The 14,770-nt window shown below is 74.8% G+C and carries 12 protein-coding genes and 1 pseudogene; 5 read left to right on the top strand and 8 right to left on the bottom strand.

All coding sequences use genetic code 11. The annotated features are described in order from the left end of the window. Positions 1-2: 2 nt before the first annotated feature. The 4 genes from mycP to eccB form a co-directional block, all read right to left on the bottom strand. The gene (gene mycP, locus KCH_RS25050; protein WP_244305422.1) at positions 3-1,280 is read right to left on the bottom strand and encodes a type VII secretion-associated serine protease mycosin; all 1,278 of its coding nucleotides are present in this window, start codon (positions 1,278-1,280) and stop codon (positions 3-5) included. Between the two features lie 164 nt (positions 1,281-1,444). Beyond that, positions 1,445-1,735, bottom strand: coding sequence for a WXG100 family type VII secretion target (locus tag KCH_RS25045; RefSeq protein WP_035866693.1), 291 nt, complete (start codon positions 1,733-1,735; stop codon positions 1,445-1,447). 72 nt (positions 1,736-1,807) lie between these two features. After that, positions 1,808-2,110, bottom strand: a complete 303-nt coding sequence (locus tag KCH_RS25040) for a WXG100 family type VII secretion target (protein WP_035866690.1) — start codon at positions 2,108-2,110, stop codon at positions 1,808-1,810. Positions 2,111-2,291: 181 nt separating this feature from the next. Continuing rightward, positions 2,292-3,866 (bottom strand): type VII secretion protein EccB, encoded by a 1,575-nt coding sequence (gene eccB, locus KCH_RS25035; protein WP_035866688.1) that lies wholly within the window; start codon positions 3,864-3,866, stop codon positions 2,292-2,294. Between the two features lie 464 nt (positions 3,867-4,330). On the opposite strand from eccB, the gene eccE reads away from it, so the two are divergent. From eccE to KCH_RS25015, 4 genes and pseudogenes are all read left to right on the top strand, one after another. Beyond that, a complete protein-coding gene (eccE, locus tag KCH_RS25030) occupies positions 4,331-5,509 on the top strand; it encodes a type VII secretion protein EccE (protein WP_244305421.1) in 1,179 nt (392 codons plus the stop codon). Then, complete coding sequence (locus tag KCH_RS25025) at positions 5,509-6,267, top strand: hypothetical protein (RefSeq protein WP_035866684.1); 759 nt, start codon at positions 5,509-5,511, stop codon at positions 6,265-6,267. The genes eccE and KCH_RS25025 overlap by 1 nt, the downstream gene beginning before the upstream one ends. Positions 6,268-6,477: 210 nt before the next feature. Continuing rightward, positions 6,478-6,831, top strand: coding sequence for a hypothetical protein (locus tag KCH_RS25020; RefSeq protein WP_035866683.1), 354 nt, complete (start codon positions 6,478-6,480; stop codon positions 6,829-6,831). A gap of 29 nt (positions 6,832-6,860) precedes the next feature. Continuing rightward, positions 6,861-8,516, top strand: a pseudogene (locus tag KCH_RS25015) (MinD/ParA family ATP-binding protein); the annotation flags it as partial. A gap of 65 nt (positions 8,517-8,581) precedes the next feature. On the opposite strand, the gene KCH_RS25010 reads toward KCH_RS25015, so the two are convergent. The 3 genes from KCH_RS25010 to KCH_RS46675 form a co-directional block, all read right to left on the bottom strand. Then, entirely contained in the window at positions 8,582-9,526 is a 945-nt protein-coding gene (locus tag KCH_RS25010) for a bifunctional riboflavin kinase/FAD synthetase (protein ID WP_035866680.1), read from the bottom strand. Between the two features lie 63 nt (positions 9,527-9,589). After that, positions 9,590-11,185 (bottom strand): hypothetical protein, encoded by a 1,596-nt coding sequence (locus KCH_RS37770; RefSeq protein WP_157032186.1) that lies wholly within the window; start codon positions 11,183-11,185, stop codon positions 9,590-9,592. A gap of 1,156 nt (positions 11,186-12,341) precedes the next feature. After that, on the bottom strand, positions 12,342-13,016 hold the full coding sequence (locus KCH_RS46675; protein WP_035866670.1) for a trypsin-like peptidase domain-containing protein: 675 nt from the start codon (positions 13,014-13,016) through the stop codon (positions 12,342-12,344). Positions 13,017-13,227: 211 nt separating this feature from the next. Between KCH_RS46675 and KCH_RS24995 the strand changes: the two genes are divergently transcribed. Then, a complete protein-coding gene (locus KCH_RS24995; protein WP_035866668.1) occupies positions 13,228-13,737 on the top strand; it encodes a GNAT family N-acetyltransferase in 510 nt (169 codons plus the stop codon). A gap of 59 nt (positions 13,738-13,796) precedes the next feature. Here KCH_RS24995 and truB read toward each other — a convergent pair whose 3' ends face one another. After that, on the bottom strand, positions 13,797-14,702 hold the full coding sequence (gene truB / locus KCH_RS24990) for a tRNA pseudouridine(55) synthase TruB (protein WP_035866666.1): 906 nt from the start codon (positions 14,700-14,702) through the stop codon (positions 13,797-13,799). Positions 14,703-14,770: the final 68 nt, after the last annotated feature.

Genomic DNA, 14,770 nt, shown 5'->3' with positions numbered 1-14,770 from the left:
TGTCAGCTCTCGTTGCGGCGGCGGCCCAGGTCGCGGGTGACGATCGCGCCACCGGCCAGGCCGGCCACCAGCAGGGCGCCCACGCCGAGCACGAAGGTGCCGGTCTTCCGGTCCCGGTCGGCCTGCGTCTCGGCCAGGCCGAGCGGCTGCGCGACCAGCGGGGCGGTGTCCAGCTTGGTCGGGGCGTCCGGGTGCGGGGCCTCGCTCGGGCCGGGCACGGTCGCGTAGGTGACGGCCTTGACCGGGTCGACGACGCCCCAGCCGATCCACTTGTTGCGGCCGTGCTCGGTGCGCTGGGCGGTCTGCTCGATCACGGTGCGGATCTGCTGCGGGGTCCAGTCGCCGTGCATGCCCTTCAGCACGGCCGCCAGGCCTGACACGTAGGGCGCGGAGAAGCTGGTGCCGTTGTCGGTGCACTGGCCGCCGGCGGGGACGGTGGAGAGCATGTCGACGCCCGGGGCGACCACGTCGACGAAGTCGCCGTACTGCGAGAAGGTGGCCCGCTCGTTGTTCCGGTCGGACGCGCCCACGGCCAGCACGGTGTCGTAGAACGCCGGGTAGGTGGGGCCCTCGGCGCCGTCGTTGCCGGAGGACGCGACCACCACGACCTTGGCCGCCTCGGCGCGGTTCAGCGCCCGCCTCAGGTCCGGCTCCTCGGCGAACGGCACCGAGTCGGCGGGCTTGCTCGGGTCGATCTCGACCCGGACGTCCTGCGAGATGTTGATGACGCCGGCGCCCATGTCGACGGCCTTGTTGATGGCGTCGATCAGCGTGCTGACGCTGCCGTGGCCCTCGGAGTCGTTCTGCCGGATCGAGATGATCGTCGCGTCCTTGGCCAGGCCGACGAAGCCCGAGGTGTCCCGCGGCGCGGCCGCGATGATGCCGGCGACCTTGGTGCCGTGGCCGACCTTGTCGGTGGTGCTGCCGCCCTCCGGCCGCTGCTGGCCGGCCTTCTGCTGCGCGTCGCCGAGCAGGTCGGGGCCGGCGATCACCTTGCCCTTCAGCTGCGGGTTGCTGTCGTCCACGCCAGTGTCGATCACGGCGACCTTGACGCCCTGTCCGCTGTGCGGCACCTTCTCGCCGGTGCCCCACAGCTCGTCCAGGAAGACCCGCTGGAGGGCCCAGGGCTTGGCCGGGACGTCCTTGGACGGGAAGGTGCAGTCGCCGGCCGCGGCGATGGCCACCGGCGCCCGGTAGGCGCCTCCGGAGGCGGCGGGCGAGGGCTCGGCGTAAGCGGGAGCCGCGGCGGCAGTGCCGACCACCCCGAGAACCAGCAGCACCGCACCGGTCCGGCGCAACGATCCTGACGACACCTGAAGTCCACCCCTCATTGCTTCCACCCGTGTTCGGCGCGTGCCCCGTGCCACGCGCGAAAGGGCGGGCGCCCCGTGGGACGCCCGCCCTTGAAAAGAGCGCTACCGCGCAGAGTCCCGGTACGGGAGCCTCAGGCCCAGAGGCCCTCGTTCTGCTTCTCGGTGTTCTGGTAGCTCTGCGCGGCGTTGTCCAGCGCGCTGGCGATCTGGCCGAGCACCTGCTGCAGGTCGGCGGCCTTGGCGTCCCACTGGGCCTGGCGGGCCTGGTAGCCCTGCTGGGCTGCGCCCTCCCAGGAGGAGGCGATGCGCTGCACGCCCGACTTGAGGTCGTCCAGCTGCGACTGGATGCGCGAGGCGGTCTGGCGAACCTCGGAGCTCGCGTTCAGGACCGTCTGGAAGTTGACGAGAATCTGTCCGGACATGATTTGTCTCCTTGTCGATGGATGCACAGTGCGCCCCCGTGAGGGCGCGTGTGGCGGTTACCGGTTCCGGCGTCAGCCGGCGATGCCACCGACCGCGGCACGCTGCTCTTCTTCGGTCATCGAGTAGAGCTTGGTGGTCGCCTCGATCGCCTGGCGGATCTCGTCGAGCACCTTGTTGAGCGCGTTGGCGTCCTCGTTGAAGCGCTCCTGCATCTGCTGGTACGCGGTCGCGGCCGCGCCCTTCCAGCCGGAAGCGATCTCGGAGACCAGGTTGTTGAGGCGACCGATCTCGCTCTGCACCTGCTGGTTGACCTCGCCGATGCGGTTAGCGAACGCGGTCATTTCCTCCGCGGTCGTCGTGAACTGACCTGCCATGATCCACCGTCCCCCATGAGACAGACTTCGTCCGGACGCCCCTGTGGCGAACGCCCGTACGGGCACCACTTGGTGTGGTGCTCTCCAGCACTGTAACGGCCAAGTGCGACAGACCCAACACCGGGTAGCGGGTAGTTACCAGACCATGACACTGAACTCCCGCACCGGCATTGACGATCCGTCAGGCGTTCTGGGCCTGAAGTGCAGTGTTCGTGTTGAGCACCGGTCCGGCCGGCACCAGCTTCGACCAGACGATCGGCACCTTCTGCGGGTTGACGGACTTGTAACCCAGGCGCGCCTGCGACTCGTTCGTGCCCTTCTTGTCGCCGCCCTGCGGGTTCGGGCTGGCGCTGGCGCCGCCGTTGCCGCCGTCGCTGTTGGCGGGCAGCGAGTAGCGCAGGCCGGAGTCGGTGATCAGGAAGTCGCTGCCGGAGCCGTCGTCGCCGCCGTTGCCGTCCAGCGCGCGGTACAGCAGGCCGTGACCGGGCGTCACGTGCGCGCTGACCGAGTCGGTGGCGATGTCCGCCGGGTAGCTGGTGCTGGCCCACACGGTGCGCTTGATCTGGTTGTTGTCGTAGCCGTTGAAGGTCGAGCAGATCACCGTGCGGGGGGTCTTGCCGGTCGCGTTGACCGCCGGGGACTTCTGGGTCGGCAGGTTCTTCGACCGCTCGATCAGCTCCTTGCTGATCTTCGACTGGAGCTTGCTGATGTCGCCCGCGCCGAGGTCGCCCATGACCGGCGGGCCGCCGTACGCCGCCTCCTGGACGTTCGGGTCGTTCAGCATCAGGTTCGCCTGGAACTCGGAGATCAGGTACAGCTTCGACGCGCCGACCGCGTAGAAGGTGTTGTCCTGGAACTTCAGGACCCGGCCGACCCGCTTCTCCTCGGGCTGCGACAGCTCCAGGCCGGAGTTGGCGGACCGCTTGGAGGCGATGCCCTCGATCCGGGGGAACTCCACCGGGTCACCGTTCTCCAGGGTGTCCAGCCACTCGTTGGTGACCCGCTGCGGCACCGCGTCCGAGCCGAACAGCGCTGTCACCAGCGCCGTGCGGTCGGTGTCGCTGGTCTCCAGCACGCCGACCGCGTGCTTCACGCCGTGGTTGTCCACCAGGTACTTCGACCCGGGGCGGCCCGGCAGGTCCGGCTGCTGCACGAACAGCGACTGCCCGTCGCCGAGCATCCGGTCCGGCGCCTGCAGGGTCTTGACGTCCGCGCCGGCCGCGACGAACACCGACTGGGCGATCGTGGAGGGCAGGTTGTCCTGGCCCTTCTTGTCGCACACCGACCACAGCTTGGTGGCGCCCGCGTCGTCGCCCTTGGGCAACTTGTCCGGGGCGTACGGGATTCCGATCGCGGCGCCGCGGCGCGGGTACTTGTCCAGCACGTCGTCGGCGACCGTCTGCACGGTCGCGCCCTCGGACAGCACCAGCCGGGCCGAGGACATGTTCAGCACCTGGTGCAGGGTCGGCTTGTTGCCGTTCGTGGGGTCCGGGAGGATCACGTAGCGCGTGGTCGAGGACTTGCCCTGCAGGATGAACTTGCCGCTGTCCCAGTTCGGCGGCGCGCTGGGCTTGATGACGCCCCACATGCCGAAGCCTGCGACGATCACGGCCCCGATCACGAAGCTCGGCAGCACCGCACGGATCGGACGCGGCGCGTCCTCGTCGTTGCCGCCACCCCCCGGCTGCAGGAATGCCCCGACCATCCGCTTGCGGGCGAAGGTGTAGGCGTTCAGCTCGTCCCGGCGTGATGCCATGCTCGTCCCCGTCTCCCCTGTGTGACCCGACCTGCGGGTGTCAACGCGCTTGTGCTGTGCGTGAGTCTGCCACCCGACGGGCGTCCGGAACGGTCAACCCTCTACGATGCGGCAGCAGACGGTGAGTACGGTAACGGGTAGGCTCCGACGGTCCGCCATCCGGGCCGCCGACCCGGCCCGCGGCCCACGGCCCCTTCCGGCCGCGGCCGCACGGGGATCTGACGGCACATCTGAAGCAGAGAGGGCAATTCGGGGGATGCCAAGCCAGTCCGCTCCAGCACGACGACGCTCCACCTCGCACGGTCGGAGGCCGGACGCCCAGGGCGGCCGGCGGGCCCGCACCGCCCCGGCCCGGCCCGGCGGCCACCGGCCCGGTCGGCCTGCGGCTGCTGCCCAGGCCCGGGCTGCTCGCCCGCCGGCTCGAACTCAAGCAAATCGTCCAACTCGAGGTCGCCGTCGCTCTGGTGGCCGTCGGCTGGTCGATCAGCAAGCTGATGGCCGCGATCTTCGCGGTGCCCGCGGTGGTGCTCGTCGTGATCGCCCTGCTGCGCCTCGGCGGCCGCACCATGGGTGAGGCGATGAGCGTCCGCTCCGCCTACAACTCCCGTCGCCGGGAAGCCAAGTACAACGTTCCGCCGCCCGGCACCGACCCGGCGCTGGCGCCGGTGATGGAGCTGGAGCCGGCCCTGCGGACCTGCACCCACGCCATTGAGACCGACCTCGGCGACGGCCGCCCGCTGCGCCGCGAGACCGGCATGGTCGGCGACGGCACCTTCTTCACCTCGGTGCTGCTGGTGCAGTCCAAGGACCAGCCGCTGCGCCCCGGCCGGGCCAACTCCGCGGTGCCGCTGGACCTGATCTGCTCGGTCCTGCAGGTCGACGACATCCCGCTGGAGTCGGTGCAGTTGATCCAGCACACCCAGCCGGCGCCCGCGCCGCACCTGCCGGAGCACTCGCTCGCCGCGCGCGCCTACCAGCAGGCACCCGGAGGAGTGAACACCCCGGCGCTGCGGCTGACCTGGATCGCCGTCAAGCTCGACCCGGAGCGCGCCTCCACCGCCGTGCTGGCCCGCGGCGGCGGCGAGGAGGGCGCCCGCAAGGCCCTCCAGCGGGTCACCGACCAGCTCGCCGGCCGGCTGAACAGCGCCGGCTTCACCGCCACCGTCCTGGACGAGCGGGAGCTGATCGCGGCGCTGGCCATCTCGGTGTGCGCCAACCCGGTCGCGGTGGCGGGCCGTCAGGGTTCCGGCGGCGGCGGGGTCGGCGTGCGCCGGGCCCAGGAGTCCGCGAAGTTCTGCCGGATCGACGACCGCTGGCACACCACCTACTGGATCTCCAAGTGGCCCGAGCTGTCCCGGCCGGGCGCCGGCGGCGGCCGGGTCGCCGCACCGGACCTGGTCAACCAGCTCACCAGCACTCCGGCGTTCGCCTCCACCTTCTCCGTCACCGCGACCCGCGCGATGGGCGGCTCGGTGGCGCTCAGCGGGCACCTGCGGCTGACCGGGCGCAACGAGAGCGAGGTCGCCCAGGTGGGCCGCCTGGTGGAGTCCCGCGCCCAGCACGCCGGCACCGCGATGACCCGGCTCGACCTGGAGCACGCCCCCGGCCTGCTCGCCACGCTGCCCCTGGGGGGGACTTCCTGATGGCCTACCAGACGTACTCCGGCCAGGCCCCGCAGCCGACCGAGCAGCGCCGGGTCCGGGTCCGCCCCGGCTTCGGCCTGCGCGGCCCGCGCCGGGAGAAGCACGTGCTGACCGTCGAGGACCTGTCGGCGCTGTCCTTCCCGGTCGGCGACGACGGCGTGGTGATCGGCCTGGACCAGCAGCAGCAGCCCGCCGTGATCGGCCTGTTCCGGCCCACCCAGTACGACGTGGTCCTGGTCGGCGGCATGTGGACGGCGCAGCTGATCGCGCTGCGCGCCGCCGCGACCGGCGCCCGGATCGCGGTGGAGACCGGCCGTCCGCAGGCGTGGGCGCCGATGGCGCAGGCAGCGGGCGGCGGGCAGCCGTGCGTGACGGTGCATCAGGTGGGCCGCCTGGGCGCGCAGGGCGCGTCGGTGGCGTCACCCGTCCTGGTGGTTCGCGACCTGGGTGCGCGGCCCTCGCGCAGCCGGCTGTCGGCGTCTCCGTGGCAGACCACGCTGACCGTGCTGCCGTACCTCGGCCCGAACGCGACCCGGGTGCTGAACGCCGCCGACCTGATCGGCCTTCAGCGGGTGTCGCCGCAGGAGTCGGAGCTGGTGGGCCGGCTGCTGTCGCTGGCTCCGGGCGACGTCAGCGCGCTGCCGACGCTGCCGGACCACATCACCCTGTGGGCGACCCGGATGCGGCGCCAGTACGTGATGACCAATCCGGGCGAGGCCGAGACCCAGGTGCTGGGCGGCCCTCGCCGCATGGACTGACGAGGTGCGGCCGGGCGGGCCGCATCCGTGCGGGCCGGCCGGCCGGCGCGCCCGTGGGGACGGTGTTCCCCGTGGGGCGGGCCGGTCGGCCGCGTCCGCTCCGATCCGCCGTCAGGTCGGGCTCCGCCTTCATCGGACCGCCCTGCACGGCCTAGTCTTGTTGCCCGACGGCAACCGCCGAAGCAATTCGGCGAGAACGAGGGAGCCCCAGTGAGCAGCGATCGGGACGGCGTCTACGTCGGCGACAACGCGGCCGAGGACGACGATGACTGGTCCGACGCCCCGGACTACACCCCTCCGTCCTGGTACACCCAGAGTGCCGCTCCCGGTCCGGCCGCGCCGCAGCAACAGCAACAGCAACAGCAGCCCGTTCAGCAGCCGCCCGTCCAGCAGCCCCCGGCCCAGCAGCCGCCGCAGCCGGTGCAGCCGGAGGTCCAGCAGCCCCCGGTCCAGCAGCAGCCGCCCGTGCCGGAGCAGCCGCAGCCTCCGCAGCCCGTGCAGGCCCAGGTTCCGCCGCCCGGTCCGGTGGCCCGGGTCCGCCCGGTCCCCCGGTCGAGCCGGTGACGGCCGTGCCGGAGGCGGCCCGCCGCCGCCCCGCCGCCGGGCCCGAGCAGCAGGCCGGGCCGGCCACGCACGGGCAGGGCGTGCCGACCGCGCCGCCGGTGGAGCTCGCGTCCGCGCCGGGTCCGGTGCCGGACGCGCAGCAGCCGCAGCCGCCGGTGCAGCCCCAGCCGCCGTACCCGCAGCAGGGTCAGCAGCCGCCCGTCCAGCAGCCCCCGGTCCAGCAGCAGCCGCCGATGCAGCAGCCGTGGCCGAACCAGCCGCCGCAGCCCCAGCCGCCGTACCCGCAGCAGGGTCAGCAGCCGCCGGTCCAGCAGCCCCCGGTGCAGCAGCAGCCGTACCCGCAGCAGGGCCAGCAGCAGTGGGCCGGGCAGCCGCCGGTGGATCCGCGGGCGGGCGGCTGGCCGCAGCAGGCCGGGCCGGGCCCGGCGTACCAGCAGCACTCGGGTCTGCAGAACGCCCCGCAGGCGCCGGCGCAGTTCCAGCAGCCGGGGCCGCAGGCGGCGGCGCACGGCGCGGCGCTGGGGTACACGGCGGCGGTCGAGCTCTCCTCGGACCGGCTGCTGCGCGGCCAGCCGAAGGTGCAGAAGCAGTCCCGGTTCCAGTTCGGCGGCAAGTCGGCGCAGGCCGGCCGGCAGCAGAAGCTGGAGCTGATCCGGCACCCGGTGATGACCTGCTACCGGATCGCGGTGATCAGCCTCAAGGGCGGCGTCGGCAAGACCACGACCACCACCTCGCTGGGCGCGACGCTGGCCAGCGAGCGGCAGGACAAGGTCATCGCGATCGACGCGAACCCGGACGCGGGCACCCTGGGCCGCCGCATCAAGCGGCAGACCGGCGCGACCATCCGCGACCTGGTGACGGCGATCCCGCACGTGCGCAGCTACATGGACATCCGTCAGTTCACCTCGCAGGACCCGAACTCGGGCCTGGAGATCGTCGCCAACGACGTGGACCCGGCGGTCTCCACCACCTTCGACGACTCGGACTACCGCCAGGTCATCCAGGTGCTCGGGCAGCACTACCCGATCATCCTGACCGACTCGGGCACCGGTCTGCTGTACTCGGCGATGCGCGGCGTGCTGGACCTGGCGGACCAGCTGATCGTGGTGGCGACGCCGAGCGTGGACGGCGCGTCCAGCGCGTCCACCACGCTGGACTGGCTGTCCGCGCACGGCTACGCGGACCTGGTGCAGCGCTCGATCACGGTGGTCTCCGGGGTGCGCGAGACCAGCAAGATGATCAAGGTCGAGGACATCGTGGCGCACTTCCAGACCCGCTGCCGCGGCGTCATCGTGGTGCCGTTCGACGAGAGCCTGGCGGCCGGCGCCGAGGTCAACCTGGCGATGATGCGGCCCAAGGTCCGGGAGGCGTACTTCGAGCTGGCCGCCCTGGTCGGCGAGGACATCGCCCGGGCCCAGCAGCAGGCCGGCTGGCAGGGGCAGCAGCAGGGCGGCTGGCAGCAGGGCCCGCCGCCGCAGCAGCAGTACCCGCAGCAGTACCCGCCGCAGCAGCAGGGCGGCTACCCGGCACCCGGCCAACCGTGGCAGCAGCAGCCCCCGCAGCAGTACCCGCCGCAGCAGCCCGGCGGCTACCCGCCGCAGGGCCCGCCGGTGCCGGGCTACGGCTACCCGCCGCCGCAGGAGGCCCCGCCGCCCGGCTACGGGTATCCGCCGCAGCACGGCTGAGCGCACGTCAGAAAGCCCCCCGCGAAGGGTTCTCCTCCGCGGGGGGCTTTCTGCGTGGCTGCCGGTCAGGGGCGCTCGGTGAGCTCCCGGGCGCGCTTGACGTCCTCGGCCATCCGCTCCAGCAGGGCGTCGATGGAGTCGAACTTCTCCATGCCGCGCAGCCAGGCGAGGAAGTCGACGGCGACGTGCTTGCCGTACAGGTCGAGGCCGACCCGGTCGATGGCGTACGCCTCGACGGTGCGGGCGGTGCCGTCGAAGGTCGGGTTGGTGCCGACCGAGATCGCGGCGGGCATGGTCTCGCCGTCCGCGGTCAGCCAGCCCGCGTAGACGCCGTCGGCGGGGATCGCCGAGTGCGGGACGGTGTCCACGTTGGCGGTGGGGTAGCCGAGTTCGCGGCCGCGCTGGGCGCCGCGGACGACCTCGCCCTCCACCCGGTGCGGGCGGCCGAGCACCTCGGCGACGCCCGCCATGTCGCCGGCCGCGACCAGCCGGCGGCACAGGCTGGACGAGAACGGCTCGCCGTCGCCGGCGGCGCCGCGCACCTGCAGGTCGACCACCTCGACCGCGAAGTCGTCGGCCCGGCCGAGCTCGGCGAGCAGTTCGACGTTGCCCGCCGCGCGGTGCCCGAAGCGGAAGTTGGGGCCCTCGACGACGGCCTTCGCGCGCAGCGCGTCGACCAGCACCGACCGCACGAAGTACTCCGGGGACTCCTTGGAGAACTCGGCGGTGAACGGCAGCACCAGCACGGCGTCCACGCCGAGCTGCTCGACCAGTTCGGCCCGCCGGGGCTGCGGGGCGAGCAGCGGCGGGTGGCTGCCCGGGCGGACCACCTCGCTGGGGTGCGGGTCGAAGGTGACGACGACGGACTTCGCCCCCAGCTCCCCGGCCAGCTCGACCACCCGATTGATGATCAACTGGTGTCCGCGGTGGACCCCGTCGAACGATCCGATGGTGACGACGCTGCGCCCCCAGTCCCCGGGGATCTCCTCCAGGCCGTGCCAGCGCTGCACCTGACCGCTCCTTGTTCCTACGGTGTGCACACCCGGTGCACTCGAAAGACCGAAACCGAACCCCTATAGCGTGCCATGCGACCGACCCTGCCCAGGTACCGGAAGGCCTCCGGTGTGACCGGTCAGACGGCCGCCGGGGCGGTCGACCTGCCGTTCCGCCTCCGCGGCGGCGTACTGCGGGTCGCGGCCGGCCCCGGTGAGCGCCCGCATCGCGGTCAGACGGGGCCCTGCGGGCGGCGGCGGGGCGTCCGCGGGCCAGTCGGCCAGCAGCCGGGCGAAACCCGCCCAGCGGCCCGCGCAGCGCACCAGGACGGCGTCCGCGCCGGGCCAGCGGTCGGCCACCCGGCAGAGCAACTCGCGTACCCGGGACGGCGGGTGGCCGGCGTGGCGGGCCGCCAGCGCCTCCACCACGGCGCCCAGCACCTCCGGCTCCCGCTCGGCCGCCAGCAGGGCGTCCAGCAGCCCCGCACGGCCGTTCCCGGGGGCGGCCAGCACCGGCGCGAACCTGGCCCGCTCGGGCGGGGCGGCGGCCAGCACCGCGGGCAGCAGCGGGCGGCCGTCGCGGCCGGCCTCCAGCAGCCGGTCCAGGTGGTCGGCGATCTGCCCGGCCTGCTCGGGCCGTTCGCGCAGCAGTTCGGCGGCGAACAGCATGCCGGAGCGCACCACCGCCGGGTCGACCGCCCGGCCGAGCGCCCGCAGCCCGTCGCCGGCCCGCGCCCCGGGCACCGTCAGCCGGGCGCGCACCGCCTCCAGCACCTCGACCGGGTACTCCTCGACGAGTTCGCCGAGCACCTCGTCGGTCAGGAACGGGTCGCCCGCCCGGTACGCGGCCAGCGCGGCCGGCAGGTGCTCGGCCCGGGCCTGCGGGTCGCGCACCAGCAGGGCCAGCGCCGCGCCGTGCAGGCCGGGCTCGTCGTCCCGGGCGAGCAGGGTGCGGGCGGCCAGCCGCAGCAGCTGGGCGCCCGAGCCGCCCGCGTGCGGGGCGGTGCGCAGGGCGTGCACGGCGGCGGCCACGTGCCGTTCGGGGCGCGGGTCGTGGCTCCACCGGTCGACGGCGCGGCACAGCGCGGACGGTTCGCGTTCGGCGAGCCGGCCGAGCAGCGCGTCGGCGCGCGGGTGGGCGGCGGCGACCAGCGCCTCCGTCAACTCGTCGAGGGCCAGCGCCCGGTGCTCGAACAGCAGGGCGTCGGCGAGGTCGGCGGCGGCCGGCCCGGCGTGCTCGTACCAGCCGCACAGCAACGGCAGCACGGTGTGCGGGTCGGCGGCCAGCAGCTCCGCGGCGCTCCCCCGGACCGTGCCCGCGCGGTCGGCGGAGCCGTCGGCGAGCCGCCCGAGCAGGGCGATCCGGTCGGCGGCGGGCAGCGGGAGGCCGGCCCAGAACGCGGGGCCGAACCGTTCGTCGTGGCCGGCCCGGGCGGCGAGCAGTTCCAGCAGCTGGCGGTGCGCGCCGGGCTCGGGGCTGCCGGCGATGCCGGCGGTCAGCAGCCGGCCCGCCCACCAGTCGGCGTCGCCGCCGCGCTCGGCGCGTTCCAGCGCGAGCCGGATCCGGTGCAGCCAGCCGTCCAGCGCGCCCGCGCCGCGGGCCGCCCCCACCCGCCGCAGGGCGCCCACCACTACGCCCACCCGGGCCCGGCCGACCGGACCCTGACGGATCGTCACGCCCTCGGCGGGCGGCTCCTCCGCCGGGGGCAGCGCCGCCACCCCGGCGGCCCCGGCCCCGGCGGCGCCGGCCGTCCGGCCGTCCTCGGCGAGCAGCTGGCGCAGCGCCGCGCCGAGGTCCAGGTGCAGGCTCTGCAGCCACTCCCCCCACGCCTCGTGGCCGGCCCGGTGGCCGGCACCCGCCGGGACCAGCAGGTGCTCCTCGCGGACGGCCCGCGCCCAGCCGCCCGCGGCCGGGAACAGCCGGTCGAACTCCTCGGCGGGCAGCGCCCGTCGCCCGCGCCGAGCATCAGCCGGGCGGCCTCGTGCAGCCGGCCGGCGGCGACGGCGGCCAGCCGCCGCACCTGCCGGGCGTCCTCCCCGGTCGGGACGGGGCCGCCGCGCCGGTGCCGGCGCTGGCCGCCGGACGCCTGGGCGACCCGGCGGGCGACGGTCAGGCAGGCCAGGTCCAGCCAGCCGTCGAAGAGTTCGGCCCGGTCGGCGACCGGGCCGTGCACGCCCGCCGCGCGCAGGTCCCCGGCCAGCCGCAGGGCCAGCGGGTGGCCGCGCTCGGCGGGGCCGAGGAAGCCCTCCGGGAGGCCGTAGCGCCGCGCGGCCCGGGCCGCCGCGTCGTCGGTGAGCGGGCCCAGCCAGAGCGCCCGGGCGGCGGTCCGCCACGGGCCGAGCTGCTCCCAGCCGTCCGGGCGGCAGGCCACCAGCGCCCGGGCGCGGTGGGCGCGCAGCCATTCGAGGCCGGCGGCCAGCCAGGCGGCGGAGAGGGCCAGCGGCGCCTCCTCGGGCCCGTCGAGCACCACCAGCAGCGGGCGGCCGCCGTCCGCGCAGCGTTCGGCGAGCTCCGCCGGGCTCGCCTCGGGGAGGCCGGAGCGGTGGGCCGCGGCGGCGAGCCGGCGGCGCAGCGCGTCGTCGAGGGAGCCGTCCCCGGGGGCCAGGTCGGCGCCGCGCAGCCACAGCGTGGGCAGTGGCTCGGCGGCGCCGGCCCGGCGGACGGCGAGCGCGGCCAGTTCGGTGCTGCGTCCGCTGCCGGCGTCGCCGAGCAGCACGGTCAGGGTGTCCTGGGGTTCCTCGCCGCTGAGGCCGTCCGGGCGGTCGACCCGGTCGGCGGCGAGTTCGGTGATCCGGCCGGGGCCGGCGGTGGCGGCGTCCAGCTGGGCGGCGGTCAGCCGCAGCCCGCCGGCCAGGTTGAGGGCGCGGCCGAACGCGGGCACCCCGGCGGCGTTGCGGGCCAGCAGCCCGCCGAGCGGCCCGTCCCCGGACGGCCGGTCGACGGCGAGCGGGACGGCGGCCACGCCGGGCCCGGGACGGCGCGCACCCGGGGCGCGATCACGGCGAGCACCGCGCCGGTCGCCGGGTCGAGGACGGGCGAGCCGGCCACCGGCGTCACCGCGAGGTCGAGCAGCAGCACGCCGGACACGGTGCGGACCTCCGCGCCGTCGCCGCAGCGGCCGTTCTCCCGGCCCAGTGGGCCGCCGCGGGCGAGCGCGGGTGCGCCGTCCTCCCAGCGCTGGTGGGGCACCGCGACCTGGCCGTCGACCTCGCCGCGCCCGATCGGCAGCGCGGGGCCGGGCACGCCGCCGACCGCCGCCGTGCGCAGCAGGGCCAGCCCCCGGTCGGGCAGCAGGTCGACGCTCTCCGGTCCGAGCACCCGGGACTGCCCGCCCGGGGTGTGCAGCACCAGCCGGGGCAGCCCGGCCACCACCTCGTGCGCGGTCACCACCGTGCCCTGCCGGTCGGCGACGAACCCGAGGCCGCACAGCCGGCCCTGCACGTCCCGGATCCGCAGCAGCCCGTGCGCCGGGTCCGCCACGAAGCCGGCGCTCGCGCCCTCGCCCATCCCGCCAGTCCTCCCGCCGCTCTACCGGCCGCTCTGCCAGCCGCCGGTCAGCCTGCCCCCCCACCAGCCCCACAGCACCCCGCGCGCCCCGCTCACCACACCCGTTCACCTCGCGCGCCCCCGGCGACACGCCGTGCACCGCCCCGGCCGCCCCGCTCCCGCCGCCGGAAAACCGCGTGCCGGGCGGCTCGCCGGCTGCCACCATCGCCGCATGGACGTCCGCCTCGTTCCCTGGTCCGAGTCCCACTTCGCGCTGCTGGAGCGGATCAACACGCCGCTGATGCGCCGTCACGTCGGCGGCCCCGAGACGGCCGGGCAGCTGCTCGACCGGCACCGCCGCTACCTGGAACTGCCGTCGCTGGGCGGCGTCATGTTCGCGGTCCTCGCCGGCGGCGAGCCGGCCGGCTCGATCGCCTACCACCGCCGTAACTGGCAGGGCGAGGAGGTCTACGAGACCGGCTGGAACGTGCTGCCGGAGTTCCAGGGCCGCGGCCTCGCGGTCGCCGCCGGCCGGCTGATGCTCGCCGCGCTGCGCGGGGTGGTCGCCGCCGACCCGGCCGCCCCGGGGTCGCTGCACGCCTTCCCGGCCGTCGACAACGCCCCCTCGAACGCGCTCTGCGCCCGCCTGGGCTTCACCGACGCCGGCCCGTGCGCCTTCGAGTACCCGCGCGGCTCCGGCCGCTTCCTGCGCAGCAACGACTGGCGGCTGGCACTGCGCTGAGACGCCGAACGGCCCCGGCGGACACTCCGCCGGGGCCGTTCACGCTCCTTGACGGCCCGTCAGCCGACGAACACCGCGACCGGCTTGGCCTTGCCGCCGTGCTCCTCCACCAGGGCCAGGAAGCGGCCGTCCGGGTCGAAGACCGCGATCGGGCCGTCCACGCCGAGCCCGGGGGCGGGCAGGCGCATGCCGTTGGAGAGCAGCTTGGCCTGCTCGGCGTCGATGTCCCAGCGCGGGAACGCGGCCGCGGCGGCGTCCGCGATCGGCAGCACGTCGAGCTTCTCCTCCAACTGCTCCAGGGTGTGCGCCGATTCGACCCCGTACGGGCCGACCTTGGTGCGGCGCAGCATGGTCAGGTGGCCGCCGACGCCGAGCGCGGCGCCCAGGTCGCGGGCCAGCGCGCGGATGTAGGTGCCGGAGGAGCACTCGACGGTGACGTCGAGGTCGAGCACCGGCGTGCCGTCCTCGGCGACGGCGGCGCGCACCTCGTGCACGGTGAAGGAGTGCACGGTGGTCGGCCGGGCGGCGAGTTCGAAGTCCTCGCCCTCGCGGACCCGCGCGTACGAGCGCTTGCCGTCGATCTTGATGGCGCTGACCTTGGACGGCACCTGCATGATCTCGCCGGTGAGCTTCGCGATCTCGGCGTCGATCGCCTCCCGGGCCACCCCGTCCGCGGGGGTGGCGGCGGTGACCTCGCCCTCCCGGTCGTCGGTGACGGTGGTCTGGCCGAGCCGGACGGTGGCGTCGTAGGTCTTGGCGGTGAGCATCAGGTGCCCGAGCAGCCGGGTGGCCCGTTCCACGCCGATCACCAGCACGCCGGTGGCCATCGGGTCGAGGGTGCCGGCGTGGCCGACCTTGCGGGTGCCGGCCAGCCAGCGGAGCTTGGCGACCACGCCGTGCGAGGTGATGCCCTCCGGCTTGTCGACGATGACCAGCCCGTCGGGGCCCGTCCCTTTACGCTTCATCGCTTCATCGCTTCATCATCGTGTCGAAATCCGCGCGCGTTCCCGCGCAGCGGTCGTCCCGGCCGGTC

It is taken from the genome of Kitasatospora cheerisanensis KCTC 2395 (assembly GCF_000696185.1).
Lineage (GTDB): Bacteria > Actinomycetota > Actinomycetes > Streptomycetales > Streptomycetaceae > Kitasatospora > Kitasatospora cheerisanensis.
This window is presented reverse-complemented; position numbering and strand designations above follow the sequence as displayed.

Bases quoted from the DNA above. Each gene is read 5' to 3' on its own strand.
- KCH_RS46675 (WP_035866670.1), bottom strand. From the start codon at position 13,016: ATGGGCGAGGGCGCGAGCGCCGGCTTCGTGGCGGACCCGGCGCACGGG.
- eccB (WP_035866688.1), bottom strand. From the start codon at position 3,866: ATGGCATCACGCCGGGACGAGCTGAACGCCTACACCTTCGCCCGCAAG.
- KCH_RS25040 (WP_035866690.1), bottom strand. From the start codon at position 2,110: ATGGCAGGTCAGTTCACGACGACCGCGGAGGAAATGACCGCGTTCGCT.
- KCH_RS25025 (WP_035866684.1), top strand. From the start codon at position 5,509: ATGGCCTACCAGACGTACTCCGGCCAGGCCCCGCAGCCGACCGAGCAG.
- truB (WP_035866666.1), bottom strand. From the start codon at position 14,702: ATGAAGCGTAAAGGGACGGGCCCCGACGGGCTGGTCATCGTCGACAAG.
- KCH_RS24995 (WP_035866668.1), top strand. From the start codon at position 13,228: ATGGACGTCCGCCTCGTTCCCTGGTCCGAGTCCCACTTCGCGCTGCTG.
- KCH_RS25045 (WP_035866693.1), bottom strand. From the start codon at position 1,735: ATGTCCGGACAGATTCTCGTCAACTTCCAGACGGTCCTGAACGCGAGC.